The sequence below is a fragment of the Pseudomonas sp. NPDC089743 genome (assembly GCF_044748785.1).
In the GTDB taxonomy this organism is placed as follows: domain Bacteria; phylum Pseudomonadota; class Gammaproteobacteria; order Pseudomonadales; family Pseudomonadaceae; genus Aquipseudomonas; species Aquipseudomonas putida_X.
On record NZ_JBIVGS010000005.1, the window covers coordinates 186,428 to 209,618 of the forward strand.

Here is a 23,191-nt window from a genome sequence, read left to right on the forward strand (position 1 = left end):
CTCAGACCAGCGCGTTGCGTTTGGCCATCTCAATAAGGTCGACCAAGGTGTCGACCTGGAGTTTCTGCATCAGGCGCTTCTTGTAGGTACTGACGGTCTTGTTGCTCAGAAACATGCCTTTGGCAATTTCCTTGTTGCTGCGCCCTTGGGCGAAAAGTTGCAGCACCATAAGTTCACGATCATTGACCTGGCGGAAAAGCCGCAGATCGTTATCCGCTGTTTCGTGGTCGGTGTGGATGGCCTGGCTGGGGAAATAGTTGTATCCGGCAAGTACCGCCTTGATAGCGCTGAGCAACTCGCTCAGGTCTTCCTGTTTGCACACATAGCCTGCTGCACCCGAGTGCATGCAGCGTACGGCGAACAGCGCGGGCGATTGCGCGGTGAGGACCAGCACCTTCAGCGGCAACGCCATGGCCTGAAAGCGCGAGAGGACCTCCAGGCCGTCCAGCTTGGGGATGCTGATATCCAGAATCACCAGGTCGGGCAGCGTTTCGCGGATCATCTGCATGGCGTCCACGCCATTGTCCGACTCGCCGACGACTTTGTAGTTCTGGTTTTCAAGCAGCATACGGACAGCCAGGCGGATGACGGGGTGGTCATCGACAATAAATACGGAGTGCATGTTCAACTTCCCTACGGCGGATGACGAGGCAGGGGGGCACCTTAACCCAGTTGCATCTGACATGGGGTGTGAAGTGGGGCGATTAAACGTATATGGGAAATGGCTTACAGTGGAAAGCAATTAGAGCTACGAAGCGTAAGAGTTTGAATCAGTGTCAAAGGTCTATTGGTAACTTTTTATTTGGAGATGCTCTTTCTGTTTAACAGTTGGCGACATTTGTAGGAAATATCCTTCAATAAAAGGGGCCGCATACGTAAAGGCATGCGGCAGCACCCAGGTTCAGGTCGGGCTGGAGCGGCCGGTCATCTCGCGGGCCATCTCGCTGGCATAGCTGTCGGTCATGCCGGCGATGAAATCGATCATGCGCAGGAAGGCTTTGTGCAGAGAATCATGCGGGTGGGGGGCATTGTTACCAATCAGATCCAGTACGCGGCGGCTCTTGAAGGACGGGGTGCGCCCGCCATGCTGCTCCAGGGCGGCAGCACAGAAGGTGTTGAGGAGGATTTCCAGGGTGGTGTAGGCACCGATTTCGTGCAGCGTTTTGCGCTTGTCCTGGAATATCTTGTTGCGTGCCATGTCCTTGGCCTGAAGCACGCAGCGCTTGGCCGGGCCATGCATGTGCTCGACCAGGTCGCCGCTCAATTGCCCGGCAAGCAAGGCCTGCTGTTGCTCGACGAAGGCGCTCGCAGCGGCGTTGGTCAGGTGCTCGATGGCTTTGCCACGCAAGATCGCCAGCTTGCGTCGCCGCGAATCTGCAGGGCCAAGCTGGCGATAGGTTTCTGGCAAGTCATCGCCGACCAGGTCCAGCAACAGTGCTTCCACTTCGGCGTACTGCAGCAGCTCCATCTCCAGGCCATCTTCCAGGTCGATCAGCCCGTAGCAGATGTCATCGGCTGCCTCCATCAGATAGACCAGCGGATGGCGCGCCCAGCGTTGCTCCTCCAGTAAGGGCAGGCCGAGCTTCTGGGCGATCTGTTCTAGCAGCGGCAGTTCGCTTTGGTAGCAGCCGAACTTGTGCTTCTTGTACCCCAGGGCATCGGCATGCCGGGCGGTCCAGGGGTACTTCAGATAGGTACCCAGGGTGGCGTAGGTCAGGCGGGTACCGCCGTCGAACTGGTGATACTCAAGCTGGGTGAGCACGCGAAAGCCTTGGGCATTGCCTTCGAAGTTGAGGAAGTCGCCGCGCTCGTCATCCGTCATGTCATCCAGCCAGCCGCGCCCTGCAGCCTGCTGGAACCAATGGCGGATGGCATCTTCGCCTGAGTGGCCGAACGGTGGGTTGCCGATGTCGTGGGCCAGGCAGGCGGACTGCACGATCATGCCCAGGTCACTGGGTTCGCACCAGTCAGGCAGGCTGCCCCGCAACGTTTCGCCGACGCGCATGCCCAGTGAGCGCCCTACACAGCTAACCTCGAGGGAATGGGTCAGGCGCGTGTGAATGTGGTCGTTGCTGGAAACGGGGTGAACCTGGGTCTTGCGCCCCAGGCGGCGAAACGCGCCTGAGAAGATGATCCGGTCGTGGTCCTTGTGGAAGGGGCTGCGCCCCAGTTCCTCAGGGCTGTACAGGGCTTTGCCCAGGCGCTCGCGGGTGAGCAGGGTATGCCAGTCCAAGGCTCGCTCTCCTGTAGGTCGAATGGCGTAGCTTCCGGTGTCGCGCGGGGCTGTGCAAGCGGAAAATCGCTACCGGCCTTATCGTCGGCAAGCCGTCGCTCACAGGTGCGAGCCACGCTGCAAACGCGTGGCTCACCTGTGATTGACGGCTCTGGTGGTGGCTCAGGAGCGCCGTGGGCCTTGCAGATACAGCTTCACCAGCGGCAGCAGGGTAGTGCCCAGGCGCACCAGCCGCGACAGGTTGCCGCTGCGCACCCCTTTGCCGGTCAGAAAGCCCAGCGCCACGACCGCACCAATGCCCCATAGAGGCGCGTGCTTGATGCCCAGGCCATCATGCAGTGAGCCGCCCATGCCGCGCAGGCGGTGCAGTGGCTGCAGCATTTGCCCGGACTCCTGGCGGATTTGCTGGCGGTGCATCTCCATGCGCAGGCGCAGCAGGGCTTTGCGCAGCTCTCGTGGGTTACGTGTATTGGGTAGTTCAGGCAGGCTCATGGCAGCAGACGCTCCCGATCCTTGGCAAGTTCTTCGAGGGTGGCGCCAAACGGCGAAGACTCGTCGAACACCGCGGCTTTCAAGCGAAGGCCGCAATACAGCGCAGCCACACCATAAAACACACACAGGCCGATTATCCCGGCCAGGCGATAGCTGTCCCACAGCAACACCAGCAGCAGGCCTGACAGGGCTGTCAGCAGCAGCAGGGCGAACACCAGCGCCAGGCCGGCGAACAGCAACAGGCTCAGGGTGCGTCCTTTCTGCTCCTGCAGTTCGATACCGAACAGTTCGATATGGCTATGCAGCAGCCCCAGAATCGCGGCGCCCAGGCGCCTGCCCGAAGCGCCGGTGCCAATGGCGTCATTGTCCATGGAAGCTCCTTAACGCCGATTGGCCAACAGGCCAATCAGCAGGCCGACACCTGCGGCAATGCCGATGGCCTGCCAAGGGTTTTCCTGTACGTAGTGCTCGGCACTGCCCAAGGCCGCCTGGCCCCGCTCACGTACCGACTCCTGGGTCAGTTGCAAGGTTTCTCGGGCCTGGGTAAGGCGCTCGTGAATCTGCTCACGCAGCTCATCGGCCTGGTCGCCCGCCAGATTGGCGGTGTCGGCCAGGAGCTTCTCTGTGTCACGGACCAAAGCCTGAAAGTCCGCCATCAATATCTCTTGTGCAGTCTTTGCCGATTTGCTGGCCATGGTGCTCTCCCTGTGTCGATGTGTAGGTCATTCGAGTTTCGCTGTGCGCTGAAGGTTCAGTTCCGTTGCTGGTATGGGCCTTGCTAAAGAAGATTGCCACAACGCGGGGCGTAAACCGCAGCGGTGCGCCGATAAAGGGCAACGACCCCGGCATATACCGATAAACCTTAACCCAATCCACGACAAACCCAAGAAAAACCACGCAGGCTTCGCTCGGTTCACCGTACCCGGGCAGTGGGCTGGCACCGATCCGGTGCATGGATGCAGGTTCTTGAACTGTCCTGGTGCCTTTTTTCAGTCAGGTCTGCCTTTTCATGGACAACATGCACAGCGCCATGGACACCCTGGTCCACGGCTCCAATACACTTTTCATCCTCATGGGCGCCATTCTGGTGCTTGCCATGCACGCGGGCTTCGCGTTTCTCGAAGTGGGCACCGTGCGCCACAAGAACCAGGTCAATGCCTTGTCGAAGATACTCAGCGATTTCGCCATCTCGGCGCTGGTGTACTTCTTCATCGGTTACTGGGTTGCCTATGGTGCGAGTTTTCTGGCCCCGGCATCCCAACTGGCCGCCGACCACGGCTATGCGCTGGTCAAGTGCTTTTTCCTGCTGACGTTCGCAGCAGCGATACCGGCGATCATCTCCGGGGGCATCGCCGAGCGTGCGCGGTTCGTGCCTCAGCTGTGTGCCACAGCGTTGATCGTAGCCTTCATTTACCCGTTCTTCGAGGGCGTGGTATGGAATGGCAACTTCGGTGCTCAGGCATGGCTGCAGGCGCGCTTCGGTGCGCCGTTCCATGATTTCGCAGGGTCGGTGGTGGTGCATGCGATGGGCGGCTGGCTGGCACTGGTGGCAGTGCTGCTGCTTGGGGCTCGGCGGGGGCGGTACCGTGAGGGTCGGCTGGTGGCCTTCGCGCCATCGAGCATTCCGTTCCTGGCACTGGGCTCGTGGATCCTGATCATCGGCTGGTTCGGCTTCAACGTCATGAGCGCGCAGACCTTGCAAGGCGTCAGTGGCCTGGTGGCGATCAATTCGCTGATGGCCATGGTCGGCGGCACCCTGGCCGCCTTGTTGGCCGGGCGCAACGACCCGGGTTTCCTGCACAACGGGCCGCTGGCTGGGCTGGTGGCGATTTGTGCAGGTTCGGACCTGATGCATCCGCTCGGTGCGCTGGCTACTGGCCTAGTGGCGGGCGTGTTGTTCGTGTGGAGCTTCACTGCCGCGCAAAACCGCTGGAAGATCGACGATGTACTGGGCGTGTGGCCATTGCACGGGCTGTGCGGCGTATGGGGCGGGATCGCCTGTGGCATCTTCGGGCAGGCGAGCCTAGGCGGTATGGGCGGTGTCAGCCTGATCAGCCAGTTGATCGGGAGCCTGTCAGGGGTGCTGATCGCGCTGCTTGGCGGCTTTGTGGTGTACGGGCTGATCCGTGCGGTCCTCGGTCTGCGCCTGAGCCATGAGCAGGAGTTCCAGGGCGCCGACCTGTCGCTGCACCGCATCGGTGCCACCAGCCAGGATTGAGCGAGTCAGGTGCACATGGGGCGGTAGCGACCTAGAATAGGCTTCTCATCCACGCCAAACCGGGTCTCGCCCCATGCTGCCTGAATGCCAACTCTTCGGCACCGTCGGGTGCCACTTGTGCGAAGTGGCCGAAGCTGTGCTCATGCCTTTCGTCGATCATGGTCTGCTGGTCGAGCTGGTCGATATCGCCGACAGCGAGGCGCTGTTCGAGCGCTACGGGCTGATCATTCCCGTATTGCGTCGTTGCGATACTTCGGCGGAGCTGCTTTGGCCGTTCGATCCTGAACAGGTCGTGGCCTTCCTCGCGCAATGATGGCGGCAGGGGAAGCATCGCCTGCCTGCATGCGCTGAGTTGTTGCTCGAAGATGCCGTACCGGCGACAGACGCCGGTACTTCATCATCGTCGAGAATGCAGTCATGTTCATCACACCAAACTTTACCCTGGAAGAGATGGTTGCCTCGCAGGTCGCCTCTCGCGAAGGGCTGGACAATACGCCACCGCAGCAAGTCATCAGTAACCTTCATCTACTCTGTCACGCCCTTGAGCAGGTTCGAGCATTGTTCGGTCTGCCGGTGATCGTCAGCAGTGGTTACCGCTCACCCGCGCTGAACAAACGTATAGGCGGCTCTTCGCGTAGCCAGCACCTGCACGGGCTGGCTGCAGATTTCAAGATATTCGGCATCAGTAATCGGGAGGTGGTCCGCCGGGTGAGCGCAAGTGCAGTGAATTTCGACCAGATGATCCTCGAGTTCGACAGTTGGGTCCACCTGTCGGTAACCCCGGACGTGCCGCGTCGTGAAGTGCTGACCATCCGCAGGGGCACAGGCTACCTGCCAGGTTTGCGGTGAGGCGCGGATCAATTGACGGCGGGGTGTGCAAGTTCGTATGCTGTATATAAATACAGTATCGAGGTAAGCCCATGCTCAATGTCGAGCAACTCAAGTACAGCGTCAACCGCATGCCGGTGGAGCGGGTATGTGACGCCGTGCTGGAACTGCGCCTCGAAGGCCTGGTCACCGATGACCGTACGCCGTTCGGCAAGGTCCATTTCAACACCTGCTTCGCCGAGATCGAGGCCCTGTTTCAGCGGGCCGGGTACCATCGAGGGTTGGATGTGGTGGGTTACCAAGGCTTGCTGTATGCGCTCTATGATCCAGGCCGCTGGGAGCCGGTGCAGGTTCTGCGCTGGCTGAAGGCACGCAGCGAGGCCGTGGTCCAGGCTGGTTGAGCTGGCGGGGTTGGGGGATAATGCCCGGCCCAGCCTGCCCCGAGTCTCGCCATGACCACGCCATTCGACCCCGCCCGCCAGCAAGCCAGCACGGTGTGCCTGCCACCTGGCAACTGGGCGACGGTACTTGATTGCCTGTGCGACCATTTCAAGGCGATCGAGCGTGCCCAGTGGCTTGACCGTTTTGCTCGTGGCCGAGTGCTAGACGCCGAAGGCCGGGCGGTCGCAGCCGACCTGCCTTACCGCCGCGGCATGCGTCTGCACTATTTTCGCGAGGTGCCCAACGAGCGGCCGATCCCGGTTCAGGAAACCATCCTGCATGTGGACGAGCATCTGGTGGTGGCCGACAAACCGCATTTTCTGCCGGTTACGCCGACCGGTGAATATGTCGAACAGACTTTGCTGCGCCGTCTGATCCGGCGTCTGGACAACCCTCACCTGGTGCCGTTGCACCGCATCGATCGGCATACCGCAGGGCTGGTGTTGTTCTCGGCCAACCCGCAAACCCGCAGTGCGTACCAGCGTCTGTTTCCCGAGCGTCGTATCGACAAACGCTATCAGGCCATCGCCCCAGCCTTGCCCCAGCATGATTTTCCGCGGGTGCATAAAAGCCGCCTGGTACATGGCGAGCCGTTTTTCCGTATGCATGAGGTACAGGGCGACGATAACAGCGAAACCCTGGCCGAGGTGCTGGAGAAGCGGGGGGAGTTGTGGCGCTACGGCCTTTCGCCGGTGACCGGCAAGACCCATCAACTGCGGGTGCACATGGCTGCACTGGGGGCGGGGATTTGTAACGACCCGTTCTATCCAGCGCTTCTCGAGGTGGAAGATGATTACCAGCGGCCATTGAAGCTGCTGGCCCACAGCTTGCGCTTTGCCGACCCGTTGACGGGGGAGGAGCGGTTTTTCGAGAGCCGCCTGACCCTCGGTTGGTAGTGCCCCTTCACGGTTAGTGCCGCGAAGGGGCGCTGTGTTGTCAGCGGTTGAAGCGCTCCACCAGTGAGTATTGGCCACCGGCGGTAGTGGTCAATGCTTCGCTGAGCTGTGCAGAGTGCTGCGCCTGTTCGGCTGTCTGGTCGGCCAGTTCGGCGATCGTGCTGATGTTGCGGCTGATCTCATCGGCCACGGCAGTCTGCTCTTCAGTGGCTGCTGCGATCTGGGTCGCCATGTCGGTAATGTTGGCCACCGCCTCGCTGATCCCCACCAACGCCTGGTCCGCCTGCATCACACGTTCTACGCCCTCCTGAGCCTGGCGATGGCCAGACTCCATGGTGAGCACGGCGTTGTTGGCCGTCTGTTGCAGCTTGGCAATCAGGCCATGGATCTGCCCTGTGGACTCAGCGGTGCGCTGGGCCAGCTGGCGCACTTCATCGGCTACCACGGCGAAGCCACGGCCCATCTCGCCAGCGCGGGCCGCTTCGATGGCGGCGTTCAGTGCCAGCAGGTTGGTCTGGTCGGCAATGCCCTTGATCACATCGACCACGCCACCGATTTCGTCGCTGTCCTTGGCCAGTTGTGTCACGGTTTCGCCGGTTTCACCCACGGCCGCCGACAGGCGCTCGATGGCGTCGCGGGTTTCACCGGCGATCTGCCGGCCCTGGCTGGTCAGGCGGTTGGCTTCCTGCGTGGCATCGGCAGTGCGCTGTACATGGTTGGCCACCTCTTGGGTCGTGGCGGCCATCTGGTTGACGGCAGCGGCAACCTGCTCGGTCTCGACCCGCTGGCGCTCCAGCCCCGAGGAGCTCTTATGGGCCAGGACATCGGACTGGCGTGCCTGATCGCTGAGGTGTTCGGCGCTGTCCTGCAGGCGGGTCAGGCAGGTTTTCATGCGCGCGTCCTGGCTGAGCAGGGCCATTTCCAGGCGCGCCTGAACGCCACGGCTGTCGGTGAACATCTGCGCGATCAATGGGTCGGAAGTGGTCTGTTCGGCCAGGCGCAGCAGGCGTTTGAGGCCGCGTTGTTGCCAGCCCAGGCCCAGCAGGCCGAGCGGCACCGACAGGGCGGCGGCCAGGGCGAAGCCCCAGGAATGCCCGAGCCAGTTACCGATCAGGAAACCGACCTGGCTGACCAGGATGAAGGGCAGCCAGTCCTGCAGCACTGGCAGCCACTTGTCACGGCGCGGAACGGCGGGTTTGCCCTGGTTGATGCGCTGGTACAGGGCTTCGGCGCGGCGGATCTGCTCGGCGGTGGGCTTGACCCGCACCGACTCGAAACCGGTCACCTGATTGTTGTCGAAGATCGGCGTGACATAGGCGTTGACCCAGTAATGGTCACCCGACTTGCAGCGGTTCTTGACGATACCCATCCAAGGCTGGCCTTGCTTGAGGGTCTGCCACATGTGGGCGAACACCGCAGGGGGCACATCCGGGTGGCGTACCAGGTTGTGCGGTGCGCCGACCAGTTCCTCGCGCGTGAAGCCGCTGATCTCGACGAACGCATCATTGCAATAGGTGATCACACCCTTGGCATTGGTGGTCGAGATCAAGCGTTGTTGGGCAGGGAAAGTCCTTTCCCGTTGAGTGATCGGCTGGTTGTTACGCATGGGCTGAGTAATCCGCAAGGCTTTCGACAGATATCGGCAAGCCAGAGTTTTTATTGAATGGAGATTTAATTTCGTTGATCTGGCGCAGGAACAGGCGGCTGTGATTGCGTTAGCAGCCTGGCACGTTCGCGAAAGAAGGCGCCACTATTGGCGATGTATTGCAGATGATGACGTGCGGGTCAAATCATGACCGATTGGCAGGCCAAGCGCCAGCCGCGGAAACAAAAAGGGGCGCATGTGCGCCCCGGTCACTGGGTTTCAGCTGGCGATCAGTTGCCGCAATACATAGTGCAAGATGCCGCCGGCTTTGAAGTATTCCACTTCATTGACCGTATCGATCCGGCACAGCACCTCGATGTCTTGCTGCTGCCCGTCCTCACGGGTGATGCGCAGTTGCAGGGTCATGCCGGGTTTTACCTGAGCCCCGGTCAAGCCTAGGATGTCGATTTGCTCTTTGCCGGTGAGCCCGAGTTGCTTGCGATCGTGCCCGGCTTTGAACTGCAACGGCAGCACGCCCATGCCGACCAGGTTGGAGCGGTGGATGCGCTCGAAACTCTCCGCCAGTACCGCTTTGACCCCCAGCAGGTTGGTGCCCTTGGCTGCCCAGTCGCGGCTGGAGCCGGTGCCGTACTCCTGGCCGGCGATCACCACCAGTGGTGTGCCTTGAGCCTGGTAGCGCATGGCCGCGTCGTAGATCGAGAGCTTTTCCCCGGTGGGTACGTACAACGTGTTGCCGCCTTCTTCACCGGCGAGCATTTCGTTGCGGATACGGATGTTGGCGAAGGTGCCACGCATCATCACCTCATGGTTGCCCCGGCGTGACCCGTACGAGTTGAAGTCATGAGGTTCCACGCCTTTTTCGCGCAGGTAGCGCCCGGCCGGGCTGTCGACCTTGATGTTGCCGGCGGGGGAGATGTGGTCGGTCGTCACCGAATCGCCAAGCAGGGCGAGAATGCGCGCGCCCTGGATGTTCTCGATCACCGGCAGTGGCCCGCCAATGCCGTCGAAGAACGGAGGGTGCTGGATATAGGTGGAGTCGTCCTGCCACACGTAGGTGGCCGCCTGCGGCACTTCGATCGCTTGCCACTGCGCATCACCTGCGAATACTTCGGCGTACTCCTTGTGGAACATCGCCGTGTCGACCTTGGCCACGGCGTCGGCGATTTCCTGCTGGCTGGGCCAGATGTCGCGCAGGTACACGGGCTGCCCGTCCTTGCCTGTGCCCAGTGGGTCACGGGTAAGGTCCAGGCGCACGCTGCCGGCCAGCGCGTAGGCCACCACCAAGGGTGGCGAGGCCAGCCAGTTGGTCTTGACCAGCGGGTGCACCCGGCCTTCGAAGTTGCGGTTGCCCGACAGTACCGAGGCCACGGTCAGGTCGGCGCTACCGATGGCGTTCTCGATGGCCTCGTCCAGTGGGCCGGAGTTGCCGATACAGGTGGTACAGCCGTAGCCGACCAGGTCGAAACCCAGTTGGTCCAGGTAAGGGGTGAGCCCGGCGGCGTTGTAATAGTCGGTGACCACCTTGGAACCAGGTGCCAGCGAGCTCTTCACCCAGGGTTTGCGCTGTAGCCCTTTCTCCAGCGCCTTTTTCGCCACCAGGCCAGCCGCCATCATCACGCTGGGGTTGGAGGTGTTGGTGCAGGAGGTAATGGCGGCAATCACCACGGCGCCGTCGCGCAGGGTATAGGTCTGGCCTTGGTGGCTGTAGTCGATCTCCCGGGCCTGGTCGGCGTTGCCCACCGCTACACCGCCACCGCCTTCGCTTTCCAGGCGGCCGACTTCTTTGGCCAGCGGTTTGGGCTGCAGTTCGATGAAGTGGTCGAACGCTTGGCTGACCTGGCCGAGCGCAACGCGGTCCTGCGGGCGCTTGGGCCCGGCCAGGCTTGCTTCGACGTCACCCATGTCCAAGGCCAGGGTATCGGTGAACAGCGGTTCCTGGCCTGGCAGGCGCCACAGGCCTTGTGTCTTGCAGTACTGTTCGACCAGTTGCACCGTTTGCTGCGGCCTACCCGAAAGGCGCAGGTAGTCCAAGGTGACCTCATCGACGGGGAAGAAGCCACAGGTCGCGCCGTATTCCGGCGCCATGTTGGCAATGGTGGCACGGTCGGCCAAGGGCAGGTCGGCCAGGCCGTCACCGTAGAATTCGACGAACTTGCCGACCACGCCTTTCTTGCGCAGCATCTGGGTCACGGTCAGCACCAGGTCGGTGGCGGTAATGCCTTCGCGCAGCTTGCCGGTAAGCTTGAAACCGATCACTTCCGGGATCAGCATCGATACTGGCTGGCCGAGCATGGCAGCCTCCGCTTCGATCCCGCCCACCCCCCAGCCGAGCACGCCCAAGCCGTTGATCATGGTGGTGTGCGAGTCGGTGCCGACCAAGGTGTCTGGGAACGCATAGGTGCGCCCGTCGGCCTCACGGGTCCATACCGTACGGCCCAGGTACTCCAGGTTGACCTGGTGGCAGATGCCGGTGCCCGGCGGCACTACGCGGAAGTTGTCGAACGCGCTCTGGCCCCAGCGCAGAAAGGCGTACCGTTCACCGTTGCGTTGCATCTCGATGTCGACGTTTTCACTGAACGCCTTGGGGGTGGCGTAGCGGTCGACCATCACCGAGTGGTCGATCACCAGATCCACAGGCGACAGCGGGTTGATTCGCTGTGGGTCGCCCCCGGCCTTGGCCATGGCAGCGCGCATGGCCGCCAGGTCGACGACCGCTGGCACGCCGGTGAAATCCTGCATCAGTACCCGCGCCGGGCGGTATTGGATTTCGCGATCGGAACGACGGTCTTGCAGCCAGTCGGCGAGCGAGCGCAGGTCGTCGCTGCTGACCGTCTTGCCGTCTTCCCAGCGCAGCAGGTTTTCCAGCAGCACCTTGAGCGACATGGGCAGGCGCTGCAGGTCTCCGAGCTGTCGTGCCGCTTCGGCAAGGCTGTAGTAGTGGTAGGTCTGATCGGCCACTTTGAGGGTTTTGAGGGTGTTCAGGCTATCGAGCGAGGGCATTGCCAACTCCTTATGCACCGGTGCCCGGCATTGGCTGGTTGATGCCGGTGTCACCGCGGTGTTTCGGCCCGCACGGTACGGACCTGGCTGAAGAGTCAGGTTAGACCGGTTTGTCTGCCCTGACCCTATTCTGGACCGGCGGGGCATGTCGCAGGTTCCGATCTTCCTTTATCATCGCCGCCCTGCCGGCGCCTTTGGTGCGTCAGCCGTAGTGGAGTGAGAGATGAATACCCTGTTCATGCATAGCCGGCCCGGGTTCGAGGGCGAGGTCTGCGCGGAGATCAGCGAGCACGCTGCCCGCCTGGGGGTTGCCGGTTATGCCAAAGGCAAGCCGCAGAGCGCCTGCGCCGAGTTTGTCTGCGCCGAAGCCGACGGTGCGCAGCGGTTGATGGCGCAGTTGCGCTTTGCTCAACTGATCTTCCCGCGGCAGTGGGCGCGTGGGAGCTACATCGAACTGCCTGAGACCGATCGGGTCAGCGTGTTGCTCGAGCATCTGCGGGCATTGCCGGTGTTTGGCAGCCTGTGGCTGGAGGTGCTCGACAGCAATGATGGCAAGGAGCTGTCGACGTTTTGCCGCAAGTTCGAGGTGCCGCTGCGCAAGGCGTTGGAAAAAGCCGGGCGCTTGGTCGATAACGCCAGCCTGCCTCGGCTGTTGCTGACGTTCATCAGTGGTCGTCGGGTATTCGTTGGCGTTGCCGATGCGAACAACAGTGCGCTGTGGCCGATGGGCATTCCTCGCTTGAAATTCCCGCGGGAGGCGCCGAGCCGTTCGACGTTGAAGCTTGAAGAGGCGTGGCACCAGTTCATTCCGCGCGAGCAGTGGGAGCAGCGGTTGGGCGATGACATGACCGGGGTTGATCTTGGGGCATCGCCGGGTGGCTGGACTTACCAACTGGTACGCCGGGGCATGCTGGTCACTGCGATCGACAACGGGCCGATGGCCGAGAGTTTGATGGACACTGGCTTGGTGCAACACTTGATGGCCGATGGCTTCACCTGGCAGCCCAAGCAACCGGTGGACTGGATGGTCTGCGATATCGTCGAGAAGCCTGCGCGTACCACTGCGTTGATCGAGACTTGGTTGGGGGAGGGCTTGTGCCGGGAGGCGGTGGTCAATCTGAAATTGCCGATGAAGCAGCGATATGCCGAAGTGCGTCGGCTGCTGGACCGCATGGAGGCGACCTTCAAGGCGGGCAAGGTCAAGGTTTCGATTGCCTGCAAGCAGCTGTATCACGACCGTGAGGAAGTGACCTGCCATCTGCGCAGGCTGGACCTGAAACCGCGAAAATAAGCCGCTGCCGCTGCCGCTGCCGCTGTTCTGCTTCTGCTTCTGCTTTTGCTTTTTGCTTTTCAGTGCGCGGTAGATCAGACGCTGCAGATTGCGACTTCAGGAGGCCGAACGGAGGTCTTGCGGAGGGAGGTGACGGGCATGGATGCCCGTCAAGCGCTTCGGCCCATGGATGGGCCGTGAGCGCGGTCCTCCCGGGAGCAAGGCCGGAGTGAGGGAACCCCGAAGCGAAGCGTAGGGGCCGGATGATGGGAGCGGGCGGTTTTTGGTTCCTTTTTGCCAAGACAAAAAGGGACCCGCCGTAAGGGCGGAAAGGTGATTCAGCGCCTCCTCGGCAAATGGATATTCACGCTAGCTGAAAGCCACAAGCCACAAGCCACAAGCCACAAGCCACAAGCCACAAGCCACAAGCCGCAAGCCAGAAGCCAGAAGCCAAAGCTTATGCTGGGGTTTTTATTCATCTGGGCATATCCATTTGCTGTGGCGACGCTCACTCACCTTTCCGCCCTTACGGCGGGTCACTTTTTGGCAAACGCCCCAAAAAGTAACCAAAAAAGGCTGGCTCCTATCATCCGGCCCCTACGCTGCGCTTCGGGGTTCCCTCGCTCCGGCCTTGCTCCCGGGAGGACCGCGCTCACGGCCCATCCATGGGCCGAAGCGCTTGACGGGCATCCATGCCCGTCACCTCCCTCCGCAAGACCTGCGCTCGGCCTCCTGAAGTCGCAATCTGCGGTGCCTGAACTACCGCGCGCTTAAAAGCAAAAGCAAAGGCAAAAGCAAAGGCAAAAGCAAAGGCAAAGGCAAAGGCACAGGCACAGGCACAGGCACAGGCGAGGTCGCGGCGAAGGCGAGGGACATTGCGCTTGCAGCGCAGGGGCGGGTGGGTATTGGTGCGTGCCGCGCTATGCGCCACAATAGCGATCATTTGCGGAGCCACCCATGACAGACTTCACCCCCGACGCCATCCTCGATGCCACTGGCCTGAACTGCCCAGAACCGGTGATGATGCTGCACACCCACGTACGCAATCTGGCCGCCGGCGGCCTGCTCAAGGTCATCGCCACCGATCCCTCCACCCGCCGCGACATCCCCAAGTTCTGCAACTTCCTCGGCCACGAACTGCTCCAGCAGCAGGAAGAAGCCGGTACCTACCTGTACTGGATTCGCAAGAAAGCCGACTGATCCACGCTGGATCGTGCCGGGCATAGCACCTACACTGCGTTCCCCAGACAGGAGAGCGCCATGCTGATAGTTGCCGACGAGAATATCCCGCTGCTCGATGCATTTTTCCAAGGTTTCGGCGAGATCCGCCGTTTCCCCGGCAGAAGCATGGACGCCGCCAGCGTCAAAGAAGCCGACGTCCTGCTGGTGCGCTCGGTGACCAAAGTCGACCGGCAACTGCTCGAAGGCAGCAAGGTACGCTTCGTCGGCACCTGCACCATCGGCACCGACCACCTGGACCTGGACTACTTCGCCGAAGCGGGCATCCACTGGAGCAGCGCGCCGGGCTGCAATGCCCGCGGTGTGGTCGACTACGTGCTCGGCAGCCTGCTGACCCTCGCCGACCTGGACGGCGCGGCGCTGCCCCAGCGCACCTATGGCGTGGTTGGCGCAGGGGAGGTCGGTGGCCGGCTGGTGCGCGTGTTGCACGGCATGGGCTGGAAGGTGCTGGTCTGCGACCCGCTGCGCCAGGCGGCTGAAGGCGGCGATTTCGTCAGCCTGCAAACAGTGCTTGAACAATGCGATGTGATCAGCCTGCATACCCCCTTGCAGCGTGACGGCGAGCACCCCACCTGGCACCTGCTGGGCCAAGCGCAGCTCGCGCAACTGCGCCCTGGCGCATGGCTGATCAACGCCAGCCGTGGGCCGGTGGTCGACAACCTTGCCCTGCGAGAGCTGCTATTGGACCGCGAAGACGTGCACGCCGTGCTCGATGTATGGGAGGGCGAACCCCAAGTCGACCTGCAACTGGCCGACCTCTGCACCCTGGCCACGCCGCACATCGCCGGCTACAGCCTCGATGGCCGCCAGCGCGGCACGGCGCAGATCTACCAGGCATTGTGCCGCTTCCTGGGTGAAGACGAGCGCGTGCAGTTGCAGGATCTGCTGCCCAAACCGCCACTGGCGCAGATCGAGTTCGATGGCGAAGCGGACCTGGGCTGGGCCTTGGCGACCTTGTGCCGGGCGGTGTACGACCCGCGCCGCGACGATGCCGATTTCCGTCGCAGCCTGAGCGACGACGCGGCCGAACAACGCGCGGCCTTCGACCTCTTGCGCAAACAGTACCCGCCACGCCGTGAAATCGAAGGGTTGGCGGTGCGGTTGCCAGGCGAGGCTGCGCAGTTGGTGCAGATGGCCAATGCCTTGGGTGCAGTGGTCGTTTGATGAGCAGGCAGAACATCACGGGCAAATAAAAACCCGGCGCCAGCGCCGGGTTTCAATCAATTCTTCACTCAGCCCTTTTGTACCTTCTTCACCCGGCTGGCTTCCAGGTCCTTGCAGGCCTGCTGGATCATTTGCTCGGTAATCGGTACTTCACGCCCCTGGGCATCGATGATCGAACCACAGACCTTCTGTTGCGGGGTGTTCTGGGGCTTCTGGGTGTCGCTGCCATGCTGCAAGCTCATCTAACGTCTCCTCATCAGGTCCAATATCAAGGTAAACCTGTGCCGTGACTGGCCTGTGACAGCGGCGCTTGGAGGCCACGGCAGTTACAGTCCACCAGAAAGTGCGGTAAACCTCCAGCGATGGCTTAGAACGATGGGCTATAGCCACTGCCAGGCGGGATGAATGGTAGGCTGCTGTTTCACTGTCATTGTGGTCCATCGCCATGCCCGAACCGGTATCTTCACGTCAGCGTCGCGCCTTGTTTCTCTGCTGGCAATTCATGCGCCCATACCGTGGCCAAGCGCTGTTGGCGCTGCTGGCTCTGGTAGTGACCGCCGGCATAACACTGTCCATAGGGCAGGGTATCCGCCTATTGGTGGACCAGGGATTCATGACCCGTTCGGTGCACCAGCTCAATCAGACCATCGGCCTGTTCATGCTTTTGGTGTTGGCGCTGGCGGTCGGTACATTCAGCCGCTTCTACCTGGTTTCCTGGATCGGTGAGCGGTGCGTGGCCGATATTCGCCGCGCCGTCTTCGATCACCTGATAGGCCTGCACCCTGGCTTTTTCGAAGACAACCGCAGCTCGGAGATCCAGTCCCGGCTGACCGCAGATACCACATTGCTGCAGGCGGTCATCGGCTCATCGCTGTCGATGTTCCTGCGCAACGCCCTCATGGTGATCGGCGGTGTCGTGCTGCTTTTCATCACCAACCCCAAGCTCACCGGCATCGTCGTGGTGGCCCTGCCGTTGGTACTGGCACCGATCCTGCTGTTTGGCAGGCGCGTGCGCAGCCTGTCGCGGCAGAGCCAGGACCGGGTGGCGGATGTGGGCAGCTATGTGGCCGAGACGCTGGGGCAGATCAAGACCGTGCAGGCGTACAACCACCAGGCGCTCGATCGCCAGCTGTTCGCCGATACGGTTGAGGCGGCTTTCGCCGTGGCGCGTCAGCGCATCGCGCAGCGGGCCTGGTTGATCACCCTGGTGATCGTGCTGGTGCTGGGCGCGGTGGGGGTGATGTTATGGGTCGGCGGCACGGATGTGATCGCCGGGCGCATCTCCGCAGGCGAACTGGCAGCCTTCGTGTTTTACAGCCTGATCGTCGGCAGTGCCTTCGGAACGCTGAGCGAAGTCATCGGCGAACTGCAGCGCGCTGCCGGTGCGGCCGAGCGTATCGCCGAACTGCTGGCCGCGCGCAGCAGCATCATCGAGCCCGAGCAGCCGTTGGCGCTGCGTCGGCAGGGCACTGGCGGGCATATCGAGCTGAAGAACCTGGTATTCGCTTACCCTTCCAGGCCATCGGTCGCCGCCATCGACAACCTGAGCCTGGTCATCGAGCCAGGCCAGACCGTGGCGCTGGTGGGGCCATCCGGCGCCGGCAAATCGACCCTGTTCGACTTGCTGCTGCGTTTTTACGACCCTCAGCAGGGCGCCATCCTTGTGGATGGCCAGCCAATCACCAGCCTGGCGCTGGGCGATCTACGCCGCCAGTTCGCGCTGGTAGCGCAGAACCCTTCACTGTTCCGCGCTACGGTCGAGGCCAATATCCGCTATGGGCGCCCCGAGGCCAGCCTGGCCGAGGTAGAGGCAGCGGCGCGTGGCGCGCATGCCGACGCGTTCATCCGGCAATTGCCGCAGGGTTACCAGACACCACTGGGCGAGGGCGGTATTGGCCTGTCGGGCGGGCAGCGGCAACGCCTGGCGATTGCCCGAGCGTTGCTGGTGGATGCGCCGATCCTGCTGCTCGACGAAGCCACCAGCGCCCTCGATGCGCAGAGCGAACACTTGATCCAGCAGGCCCTGCCGAGCCTGATGGCGGGCCGCACCACGCTGGTCATCGCCCACCGCCTGGCCACGGTGCAGCATGCTGACCGCATCGCAGTCATCGACAAGGGGCGCCTGGTGGCAGTGGGTACTCACCGTGAACTGCTCGAAAAAAGCCCTTTGTACGCCAGGCTCGCCTCACTGCAGTTCAACAACGCTTGACGCGCCCAAGGCTTGTAACATTTTTGTAGCAATTGCTTGAGAGTATCCCTTCAACTGTTGCGTAAGTGCTCGACCTGGCTGCTATCGATCGATGGCAGCTTTTTTTTGGCCTGCGAACGAGGACATGGACGTCTGTGGCGGCGCTGCCAGCGGCGCGCTGTTTCCTCAATCCTTGTTCCCGAGATCTGCGATGTTGCGAAAATCCCTCAGAGTACAAATTCTTGCCCTGCTCGGCGGCAGCTTGGTGGCGATGCTGCTGATTGCCTTGGTGTGCTTCCAGTTTCTGTCCTCCAGTGTGCGCAGCTATGCCACGCTGGTCGATGGACCACTGCAGGCCTCGCAATCGATCGACGAAGCCAACCTGCAGTTCAAGATCCAGGTGCAGGAGTGGAAGAACGTGCTGCTGCGCGGCCGTCAGCCGGCCGAACTGGAGAAGTACTGGCAGCAGTTCCAGGCCCGTGAGCAGCAGGTCCAGCAATTGCTTGGGCAGCTGATCGACAGCAGTGATCAGAAGCTCAAGGAGCCTTTGCAGCAGCTGCGTGACAGCCATCGGCAGTTGGGCGTGGCCTACGCGCAGGGGCGCCAGGCTTTTCTGGCGGCAGGGGGTGACCCGGCCGCTGGCGATCTGGCGGTCAAAGGTGTCGACCGTGCTGCCAGCGAGCAGATGAGCGCGTTGGTCGAGCAGTTGCGCGCCGACGCCCGTGAGCGGGCCGTCAGCATCAATGCCAGTGCCGAGCGCACGGTATGGCTGGGTATGCTGGTGATGCTCGGTTCGGCCCTGTTGGTGGGTTTGCTCAGCCTGTGGCGGGTCAACCGCAGCCTGATCGAGCCCATCAGTCAGTTGATCGAATACGTTGCCCAACTGAGCCAAGGCCACTTTGGGGCGCGGGTCGAAAGCCGTCGGGAGGATGAGCTGGGACGCCTTGCGCGTGCCGCCAATACCTTGCGTGATTTCCTTGCCGACACCGTTGGCCGCCTCAAGGACAATGCTCAAGAGCTCGAAGGCGCCAGTGGCCAGCTGCGCAGCATCGCCGGCGACATGGCGCGCGGTACCCATGACCAGTTCCAGCGTACCGATCAGGTGGCGACGGCGATGCACGAGATGTCCGCCACTGCCCAAGAGGTTGCCCGTCACGCCGCCGAAGCCGCGCGGGCGGCCGATGAAGCCGACCACAGTGCCCAGGCCGGCGAGCAGGTCATGCAGCAGACCATCGACATCATTGGCGTGGTCAACCAGGAGATCGCAGGGACTGCGGCGGTAATCCGCGATCTTGAGAATGACAGTTCGCGCATCGGCAAGGTGCTGGAAGTGATCCGTGGGATCGCCGAGCAGACCAACCTGCTGGCGCTCAATGCGGCCATCGAAGCGGCCCGTGCGGGTGAGGCCGGGCGCGGCTTTGCGGTGGTTGCCGACGAGGTGCGTAGCCTGGCTCAGCGCACGGCGGCGTCGATCGCCGAAATCCATCAGATCATCGAGGCGGTACAGTCTGGTGCCGTGGAGGCGGTCAAGGCCATCGAAAGCGGGCAGCAGCGCAGCGAGGAGGGTGCCGAGCAGGTGCAGCAGGCAGGGCAGATGCTGCAGCGCATCACCGTCGCGGTCGAAGCCATCCGTGACATGAACCGGCAGATCGCCACGGCAGCTGAGGAACAGACCAGTGTGGCCGAGGATATTTCGCGTAACCTGATCGAGATTACCCGCATCGCCACTGCCAACCAGGAGGCAGTGCAGCACACCGAGCAGGCTGGCCAGCGCCTGCATGGGCTGTCGGGGCAGTTGGGTGAAGTCACTTCGCGTCTTACCGCGTAGTACTGATCGCGCACAGCAAAAAGCCCGCACGATGGCGGGCTTTTTGAAGGATCTGGTCGGAGAGACAGGATTCGAACCTGCGGCCTTCTCGTCCCGAACGAGACGCGCTACCTGGCTGCGCTACACTCCGATGAACAAAATCCTACTGCATGGTTTTTTCGAACGCAAGCCCTTGTTGTTAAAAGGCCTTAGGCCCGAAACAGGGCGTTCGATCAGAGCTCTTTGACGGTACGAACCTGGTCTTTGTTCAGGCGTGTACGCTTGCCATCGAGTTGCTCGAACTCATAGAAGCCAGAGTCCTCGTCGAAGGACGGAGTGTCCACAGCCTGGATCTCGCGGCCGTCGTTCAGGGTGATAACGGTCGGCGAGGCGCAGCCAGCGAGGGCGCCCAGGCCCAGGGCGAGCATGAAGGCGGGAAGGGTCCGTTTAATCATCGTGTTTCTCCAGTGCGATGGTGCTAGATGACGTTAAGACGCAAGGCGTCTGCGCAAGTTCCTTGCACAGTGCAGCATAGCGCCAAACCCAGGGTATTGACCTGGGTCTGTCGGAGTTGCCGCAGGGCAGGCTGTGATATAAATGCGCCATCCCTTTCTCCTGCGATGGATACTCATGAAAGCCAAGGCAGATACCCCCTTCGTGGCCCTGAACATTGCCGTGCTGACCGTCAGCGACACCCGGACCTTTGAAACCGACACCTCCGGGCAGACCTTCGTCGACCGCCTGACTGCGGCGGGCCACCAGTTGGCTGAGCGCAAGCTGCTCAAGGACGATCTCTACAAGATCCGCGCCCAGGTCGCCACCTGGATCGCCGATGACGGCGTGCAGGTCGTGCTGATTACCGGTGGCACCGGCTTTACGGGGCGCGACAGTACGCCTGAGGCTGTGGCCTGCCTGCTGGACAAGCAGGTAGAAGGCTTCGGCGAACTGTTCCGGCAGATCTCCGTCGCCGACATCGGCACGTCCACCGTTCAGTCGCGCGCCTTGGCCGGCCTGGCCAACGGCACGCTGGTATGCTGCCTGCCGGGCTCGACCAATGCTGTGCGCACCGGTTGGGACGGCATCCTCGCCGAGCAACTCGATGCCCGCCATCGTCCGTGCAATTTCGTTGCGCACCTGAAGCAGGTTGCGGCCTGTGAAAGCCGTGGCTGAGGCATCTCCGGCCCGGCCACTGATGGCGGTGGAGGAGGCGCTGGAGCGCCTGCTGGCCTTGGCCGAGGCCGCGCCGATCAGGGACATCGAAACCGTCTCTCTGGCAGAGGCCGAGGGCCGGGTGCTGGCGACCGACCTGGTGGCCTCGCTCGACCTGCCGCCCTGGCCCAACAGTGCCATGGATGGTTACGCACTGCGTCTGGCCGATTACCAAGGCCTGCCATTACCCGTCAGCCAGCGCATTTTCGCCGGGCAGGCGCCCGAGCCTTTGCAGCCCGGCACGTGCGCACGGATCTTCACCGGTGCCCCGCTGCCGGCCGGTGCCGACTGCGTCGAGATGCAGGAAAACACCGAGGTGCTGGAGGATGGCCGGGTACGTTTTCTCGAGCGGATGAGGCTTGAGCAGAATGTCCGCCCCCAGGGCCAGGAAACACGCCAGGGTGAACAGGTGATGGTCGCAGGTACGCGCCTGGGCCCGATCGAACTGGGGTTGGCCGCAACGTTGGGGCATGCTCGGCTGCAGGTGGTGCGCCGGGTACGGGTGGCCGTGTTGTCCACCGGTGACGAGTTGGTCGAGCCAGGGTTGCCACTGGGCCCAGGGCAGATCTACAACAGCAACCGGCGCCTGCTGGTTAGCTGGTTGCAACGCCTGGGCTGTGAAGTGCAGGACATGGGCATCCTCCCTGATGACCTGGTGCTCACTCGCCAATGCCTGGCCAGCTTGGGTGATGTCGACCTGATCCTGTCCACCGGGGGTGTCTCGGTGGGCGAGGCCGATTACCTGGGCGCGGCGCTGCGTGAGGCGGGCCAGCTGGCCTTGTGGAAGCTGGCGATCAAACCTGGCAAGCCGCTGACATTCGGGCACTATCAAGGCGTGCCGGTGATCGGCCTGCCCGGCAATCCTGCGTCGACACTGGTGACCTTCGGCCTGCTTACGCGCCCGTACTTGCTTCGCCGCCAAGGGGTGGCGCAGGTCACTCCGCTACGTTTCGACGTCCCTGCAGGTTTCGACTGGCCCAAGGCCGGAACCCGGCGCGAATACCTGCGGGCGCGGATCGATAACGGCCGGGTGCACATCTACAAGAACCAGAGCTCTGGTGTGCTGCGCAGCGCCGCCTGGGCTGACGGTTTGGTGGAGGTGCGCGAAGGCAGCACGCCGCAGCAGGGTGACAGCGTCACGTTCATCCCACTGAGCGAACTACTTGGCTGAGCGCCCAAGCCACGGGTCTGAAGGTTGCGGGGCGGTGGCAGGTGCCGACTGGGTCAGGCGCATGTGCACGGTCTCCAGTTGCTGCGCCGCCACGCTCCAGTCATGGCGCTGCCGGGCGAACTGGCGGCCGGCCTGGCTCAGTTGGCTCATGCGCCAGGGTTGGTTGAGTAACTGGGTAATCAGCAGTGCCAGCTGGTCACCGTCATCGCTGCCCAGGTAATGCTCGCCGCTGTTCACGGCAAGGCCTGAAACGCCCTTGCTGGTGGTGATCACCGGCAGCCCGGCAGCCATGGCTTCGAGAATCTTGACCTTGGAGCCGCCGGCGTAGCGCAGGGGGGCGAAGAACAGCGCCGAGCGCCGCTGCAGTTCGCGAAGGTCAGGGCGATAACCTAACCACTCGATGCGGGGATCGTTCCAGTGCAACTTCCATGAGGCCGGCATGGCATGCCCGGCTATGGCCAGGCGCACAGCAGGGTTGCTCATCCATACCTGAGGCAGGATTTCTTCCAGCGCCCATTCGATGGCCTCAAGGTTCGCGCCGTATTCGAAGTTGCCAACGAACAGCAGGCGCTGGCTGTGCAGCGCGGGGCATACCTGTTCGTAATACGCGCAATCTACACCGTTGACCACGACGTTCACTGGGCGCCCGCTGATCTGGCTGATCAGGTCGGCGTCATGGGCGCTCACCGCCACCACTTCGGTGGGTTGGCAGAGTACGCGTTGCTCCCAGCGACGATAGCGCCAGCGATCGAACGCGTTGAGTGGGCGTAGCCAAAGGGGCAAGCGGTCATGGCAGGCGGCGCCCATTACCGATTCGAGTGTGTGTTCGCTGAGCATGTAGGGCAGGCCGCGGGCCTGCAGGGCTTTTTCGAAGGGTTGGAAGGCATAGCTGTGTTCGATCTGGATGACGTCCCAGGGCTCGTCCAGCAATTGCTCGAAGCGGTGGCGCAGGCAAGGTGCCAAGCCATTGATGATTGCCCGCATGGGGTAGTCGATGATCGGTGAGGCCAGCAGATTGAGCGGGCTGTGCAAGGCTCGGCGGGGGAGTACGATCAGCCGTTCGACCAATGGCTCCAGCGCTGCGCGGGTGGCATCGTTGAGCGGGATTTTCGACTGCACCAGCAAGGTGATCCGATGCCCGTGCTGCGCCAGGGCGCGTAGCAGGTGGTATTGCCGGGTCTTGCTGCCACTGGTGGTGGGCCAAGGCAGGTAGGGCAGCGTCCAGAGTATGCGCATGAACCACAATCCTCGCTAAAGGCTGCAGACAAAAAACGCGTCCATTGGCAGTCAGCGGATGGCTGCAACCGGGACGCGTCCATACATTTCAGTAAAGCCCACGCTATCGTCTTCGCCGAGGTAGTCGCTGTGGTCGATCCTGCAGGGGGTCAGAACGCTCATTTCACACTCTCGACTTGGCGCTGCACCTAGG

The 23,191-nt window shown here is 62.3% G+C and carries 22 protein-coding genes, 1 tRNA gene and 1 pseudogene; 13 read left to right on the forward strand and 11 right to left on the reverse strand.

The window, feature by feature from the left end:
* Position 1 precedes the first annotated feature (1 nt).
* From ACIPZC_RS11785 to ACIPZC_RS11805, 5 genes are all read right to left on the reverse strand, one after another.
* Positions 2-622, reverse strand: coding sequence for a response regulator transcription factor (locus ACIPZC_RS11785; protein WP_241803133.1), 621 nt, complete (start codon positions 620-622; stop codon positions 2-4).
* Positions 623-901: 279 nt separating this feature from the next.
* Positions 902-2,233, reverse strand: coding sequence for a deoxyguanosinetriphosphate triphosphohydrolase (locus ACIPZC_RS11790; RefSeq protein WP_400627049.1), 1,332 nt, complete (start codon positions 2,231-2,233; stop codon positions 902-904).
* A gap of 162 nt (positions 2,234-2,395) precedes the next feature.
* Entirely contained in the window at positions 2,396-2,725 is a 330-nt protein-coding gene (locus ACIPZC_RS11795) for a hypothetical protein (RefSeq protein ID WP_241803135.1), read from the reverse strand.
* Positions 2,722-3,096: a phage holin family protein gene (locus tag ACIPZC_RS11800; RefSeq protein ID WP_241803136.1), complete on the reverse strand. Its 375-nt coding sequence runs from the start codon at positions 3,094-3,096 to the stop codon at positions 2,722-2,724. Before ACIPZC_RS11800 ends, ACIPZC_RS11795 begins: the two co-directional genes overlap by 4 nt.
* Positions 3,097-3,105: 9 nt before the next feature.
* Complete coding sequence (locus ACIPZC_RS11805) at positions 3,106-3,420, reverse strand: YqjD family protein (RefSeq protein ID WP_012313531.1); 315 nt, start codon at positions 3,418-3,420, stop codon at positions 3,106-3,108.
* Between the two features lie 314 nt (positions 3,421-3,734).
* Here ACIPZC_RS11805 and ACIPZC_RS11810 point away from each other — a divergent pair, with 314 nt between their 5' ends.
* From ACIPZC_RS11810 to ACIPZC_RS11830, 5 genes are all read left to right on the forward strand, one after another.
* Positions 3,735-4,943: an ammonium transporter gene (locus ACIPZC_RS11810; RefSeq protein ID WP_241803137.1), complete on the forward strand. Its 1,209-nt coding sequence runs from the start codon at positions 3,735-3,737 to the stop codon at positions 4,941-4,943.
* A 73-nt stretch (positions 4,944-5,016) separates the two neighbouring features.
* Positions 5,017-5,256, forward strand: a complete 240-nt coding sequence (locus ACIPZC_RS11815; protein WP_241803138.1) for a glutaredoxin family protein — start codon at positions 5,017-5,019, stop codon at positions 5,254-5,256.
* A 104-nt stretch (positions 5,257-5,360) separates the two neighbouring features.
* Positions 5,361-5,792 carry a D-Ala-D-Ala carboxypeptidase family metallohydrolase gene (locus ACIPZC_RS11820; protein WP_241803139.1) on the forward strand — a complete coding sequence of 144 codons (432 nt, stop codon included), beginning with the start codon at positions 5,361-5,363 and terminating at the stop codon, positions 5,790-5,792.
* Between the two features lie 71 nt (positions 5,793-5,863).
* Positions 5,864-6,172 carry a transcriptional regulator gene (locus ACIPZC_RS11825; protein ID WP_267822235.1) on the forward strand — a complete coding sequence of 103 codons (309 nt, stop codon included), beginning with the start codon at positions 5,864-5,866 and terminating at the stop codon, positions 6,170-6,172.
* Positions 6,173-6,223: 51 nt separating this feature from the next.
* Entirely contained in the window at positions 6,224-7,108 is an 885-nt protein-coding gene (locus tag ACIPZC_RS11830; protein ID WP_400627053.1) for a pseudouridine synthase, read from the forward strand.
* Positions 7,109-7,148: 40 nt separating this feature from the next.
* On the opposite strand, the gene ACIPZC_RS11835 is transcribed toward ACIPZC_RS11830, so the two are convergent.
* Together ACIPZC_RS11835 and acnA are read right to left on the reverse strand one after the other, a co-directional pair.
* Positions 7,149-8,714: a PAS domain-containing methyl-accepting chemotaxis protein gene (locus tag ACIPZC_RS11835; protein ID WP_267822239.1), complete on the reverse strand. Its 1,566-nt coding sequence runs from the start codon at positions 8,712-8,714 to the stop codon at positions 7,149-7,151.
* A 258-nt stretch (positions 8,715-8,972) separates the two neighbouring features.
* Complete coding sequence (gene acnA / locus ACIPZC_RS11840) at positions 8,973-11,714, reverse strand: aconitate hydratase AcnA (RefSeq protein WP_400627055.1); 2,742 nt, start codon at positions 11,712-11,714, stop codon at positions 8,973-8,975.
* A gap of 223 nt (positions 11,715-11,937) precedes the next feature.
* Here acnA and rlmM point away from each other — a divergent pair, with 223 nt between their 5' ends.
* From rlmM to pdxB, 3 genes are all read left to right on the forward strand, one after another.
* A complete protein-coding gene (rlmM, locus tag ACIPZC_RS11845; RefSeq protein WP_400627057.1) occupies positions 11,938-13,005 on the forward strand; it encodes a 23S rRNA (cytidine(2498)-2'-O)-methyltransferase RlmM in 1,068 nt (355 codons plus the stop codon).
* Positions 13,006-13,941: 936 nt separating this feature from the next.
* On the forward strand, positions 13,942-14,184 hold the full coding sequence (gene tusA, locus ACIPZC_RS11850) for a sulfurtransferase TusA (RefSeq protein ID WP_012313540.1): 243 nt from the start codon (positions 13,942-13,944) through the stop codon (positions 14,182-14,184).
* 60 nt (positions 14,185-14,244) lie between these two features.
* The gene (pdxB, locus tag ACIPZC_RS11855; protein WP_241803146.1) at positions 14,245-15,387 is read left to right on the forward strand and encodes a 4-phosphoerythronate dehydrogenase PdxB; all 1,143 of its coding nucleotides are present in this window, start codon (positions 14,245-14,247) and stop codon (positions 15,385-15,387) included.
* Between the two features lie 68 nt (positions 15,388-15,455).
* Here the strand turns inward: pdxB and ACIPZC_RS11860 are convergent, their stop codons facing one another.
* On the reverse strand, positions 15,456-15,629 hold the full coding sequence (locus tag ACIPZC_RS11860) for a PA1571 family protein (protein ID WP_241803147.1): 174 nt from the start codon (positions 15,627-15,629) through the stop codon (positions 15,456-15,458).
* Between the two features lie 203 nt (positions 15,630-15,832).
* On the opposite strand from ACIPZC_RS11860, the gene ACIPZC_RS11865 reads away from it, so the two are divergent.
* The 3 genes and pseudogenes from ACIPZC_RS11865 (at position 15,833) to ACIPZC_RS11875 (ending at position 19,403) form a co-directional block, all read left to right on the forward strand.
* Entirely contained in the window at positions 15,833-17,596 is a 1,764-nt protein-coding gene (locus ACIPZC_RS11865) for an ABC transporter transmembrane domain-containing protein (protein ID WP_400627060.1), read from the forward strand.
* A 763-nt stretch (positions 17,597-18,359) separates the two neighbouring features.
* Positions 18,360-18,518: pseudogene (locus tag ACIPZC_RS11870) on the forward strand (HAMP domain-containing protein); the annotation flags it as partial.
* Between the two features lie 171 nt (positions 18,519-18,689).
* Positions 18,690-19,403, forward strand: coding sequence for a methyl-accepting chemotaxis protein (locus tag ACIPZC_RS11875; RefSeq protein WP_400627248.1), 714 nt, complete (start codon positions 18,690-18,692; stop codon positions 19,401-19,403).
* A 53-nt stretch (positions 19,404-19,456) separates the two neighbouring features.
* On the opposite strand, the gene ACIPZC_RS11880 is transcribed toward ACIPZC_RS11875, so the two are convergent.
* A tRNA-Pro gene (locus ACIPZC_RS11880) sits at positions 19,457-19,533 on the reverse strand.
* A gap of 82 nt (positions 19,534-19,615) precedes the next feature.
* Positions 19,616-19,837: a YgdI/YgdR family lipoprotein gene (locus ACIPZC_RS11885; protein ID WP_012313545.1), complete on the reverse strand. Its 222-nt coding sequence runs from the start codon at positions 19,835-19,837 to the stop codon at positions 19,616-19,618.
* Between the two features lie 175 nt (positions 19,838-20,012).
* Here ACIPZC_RS11885 and moaB point away from each other — a divergent pair, with 175 nt between their 5' ends.
* Together moaB and glp are read left to right on the forward strand one after the other, a co-directional pair.
* Positions 20,013-20,552 carry a molybdenum cofactor biosynthesis protein B gene (gene moaB, locus ACIPZC_RS11890; protein WP_400627062.1) on the forward strand — a complete coding sequence of 180 codons (540 nt, stop codon included), beginning with the start codon at positions 20,013-20,015 and terminating at the stop codon, positions 20,550-20,552.
* On the forward strand, positions 20,536-21,762 hold the full coding sequence (gene glp, locus ACIPZC_RS11895; protein WP_400627064.1) for a gephyrin-like molybdotransferase Glp: 1,227 nt from the start codon (positions 20,536-20,538) through the stop codon (positions 21,760-21,762). Before moaB ends, glp begins: the two co-directional genes overlap by 17 nt.
* On the opposite strand, the gene ACIPZC_RS11900 is transcribed toward glp, so the two are convergent.
* Positions 21,751-22,998 (reverse strand): glycosyltransferase family 4 protein, encoded by a 1,248-nt coding sequence (locus ACIPZC_RS11900; RefSeq protein WP_400627066.1) that lies wholly within the window; start codon positions 22,996-22,998, stop codon positions 21,751-21,753. The genes glp and ACIPZC_RS11900 overlap by 12 nt on opposite strands.
* Positions 22,999-23,191: the final 193 nt, after the last annotated feature.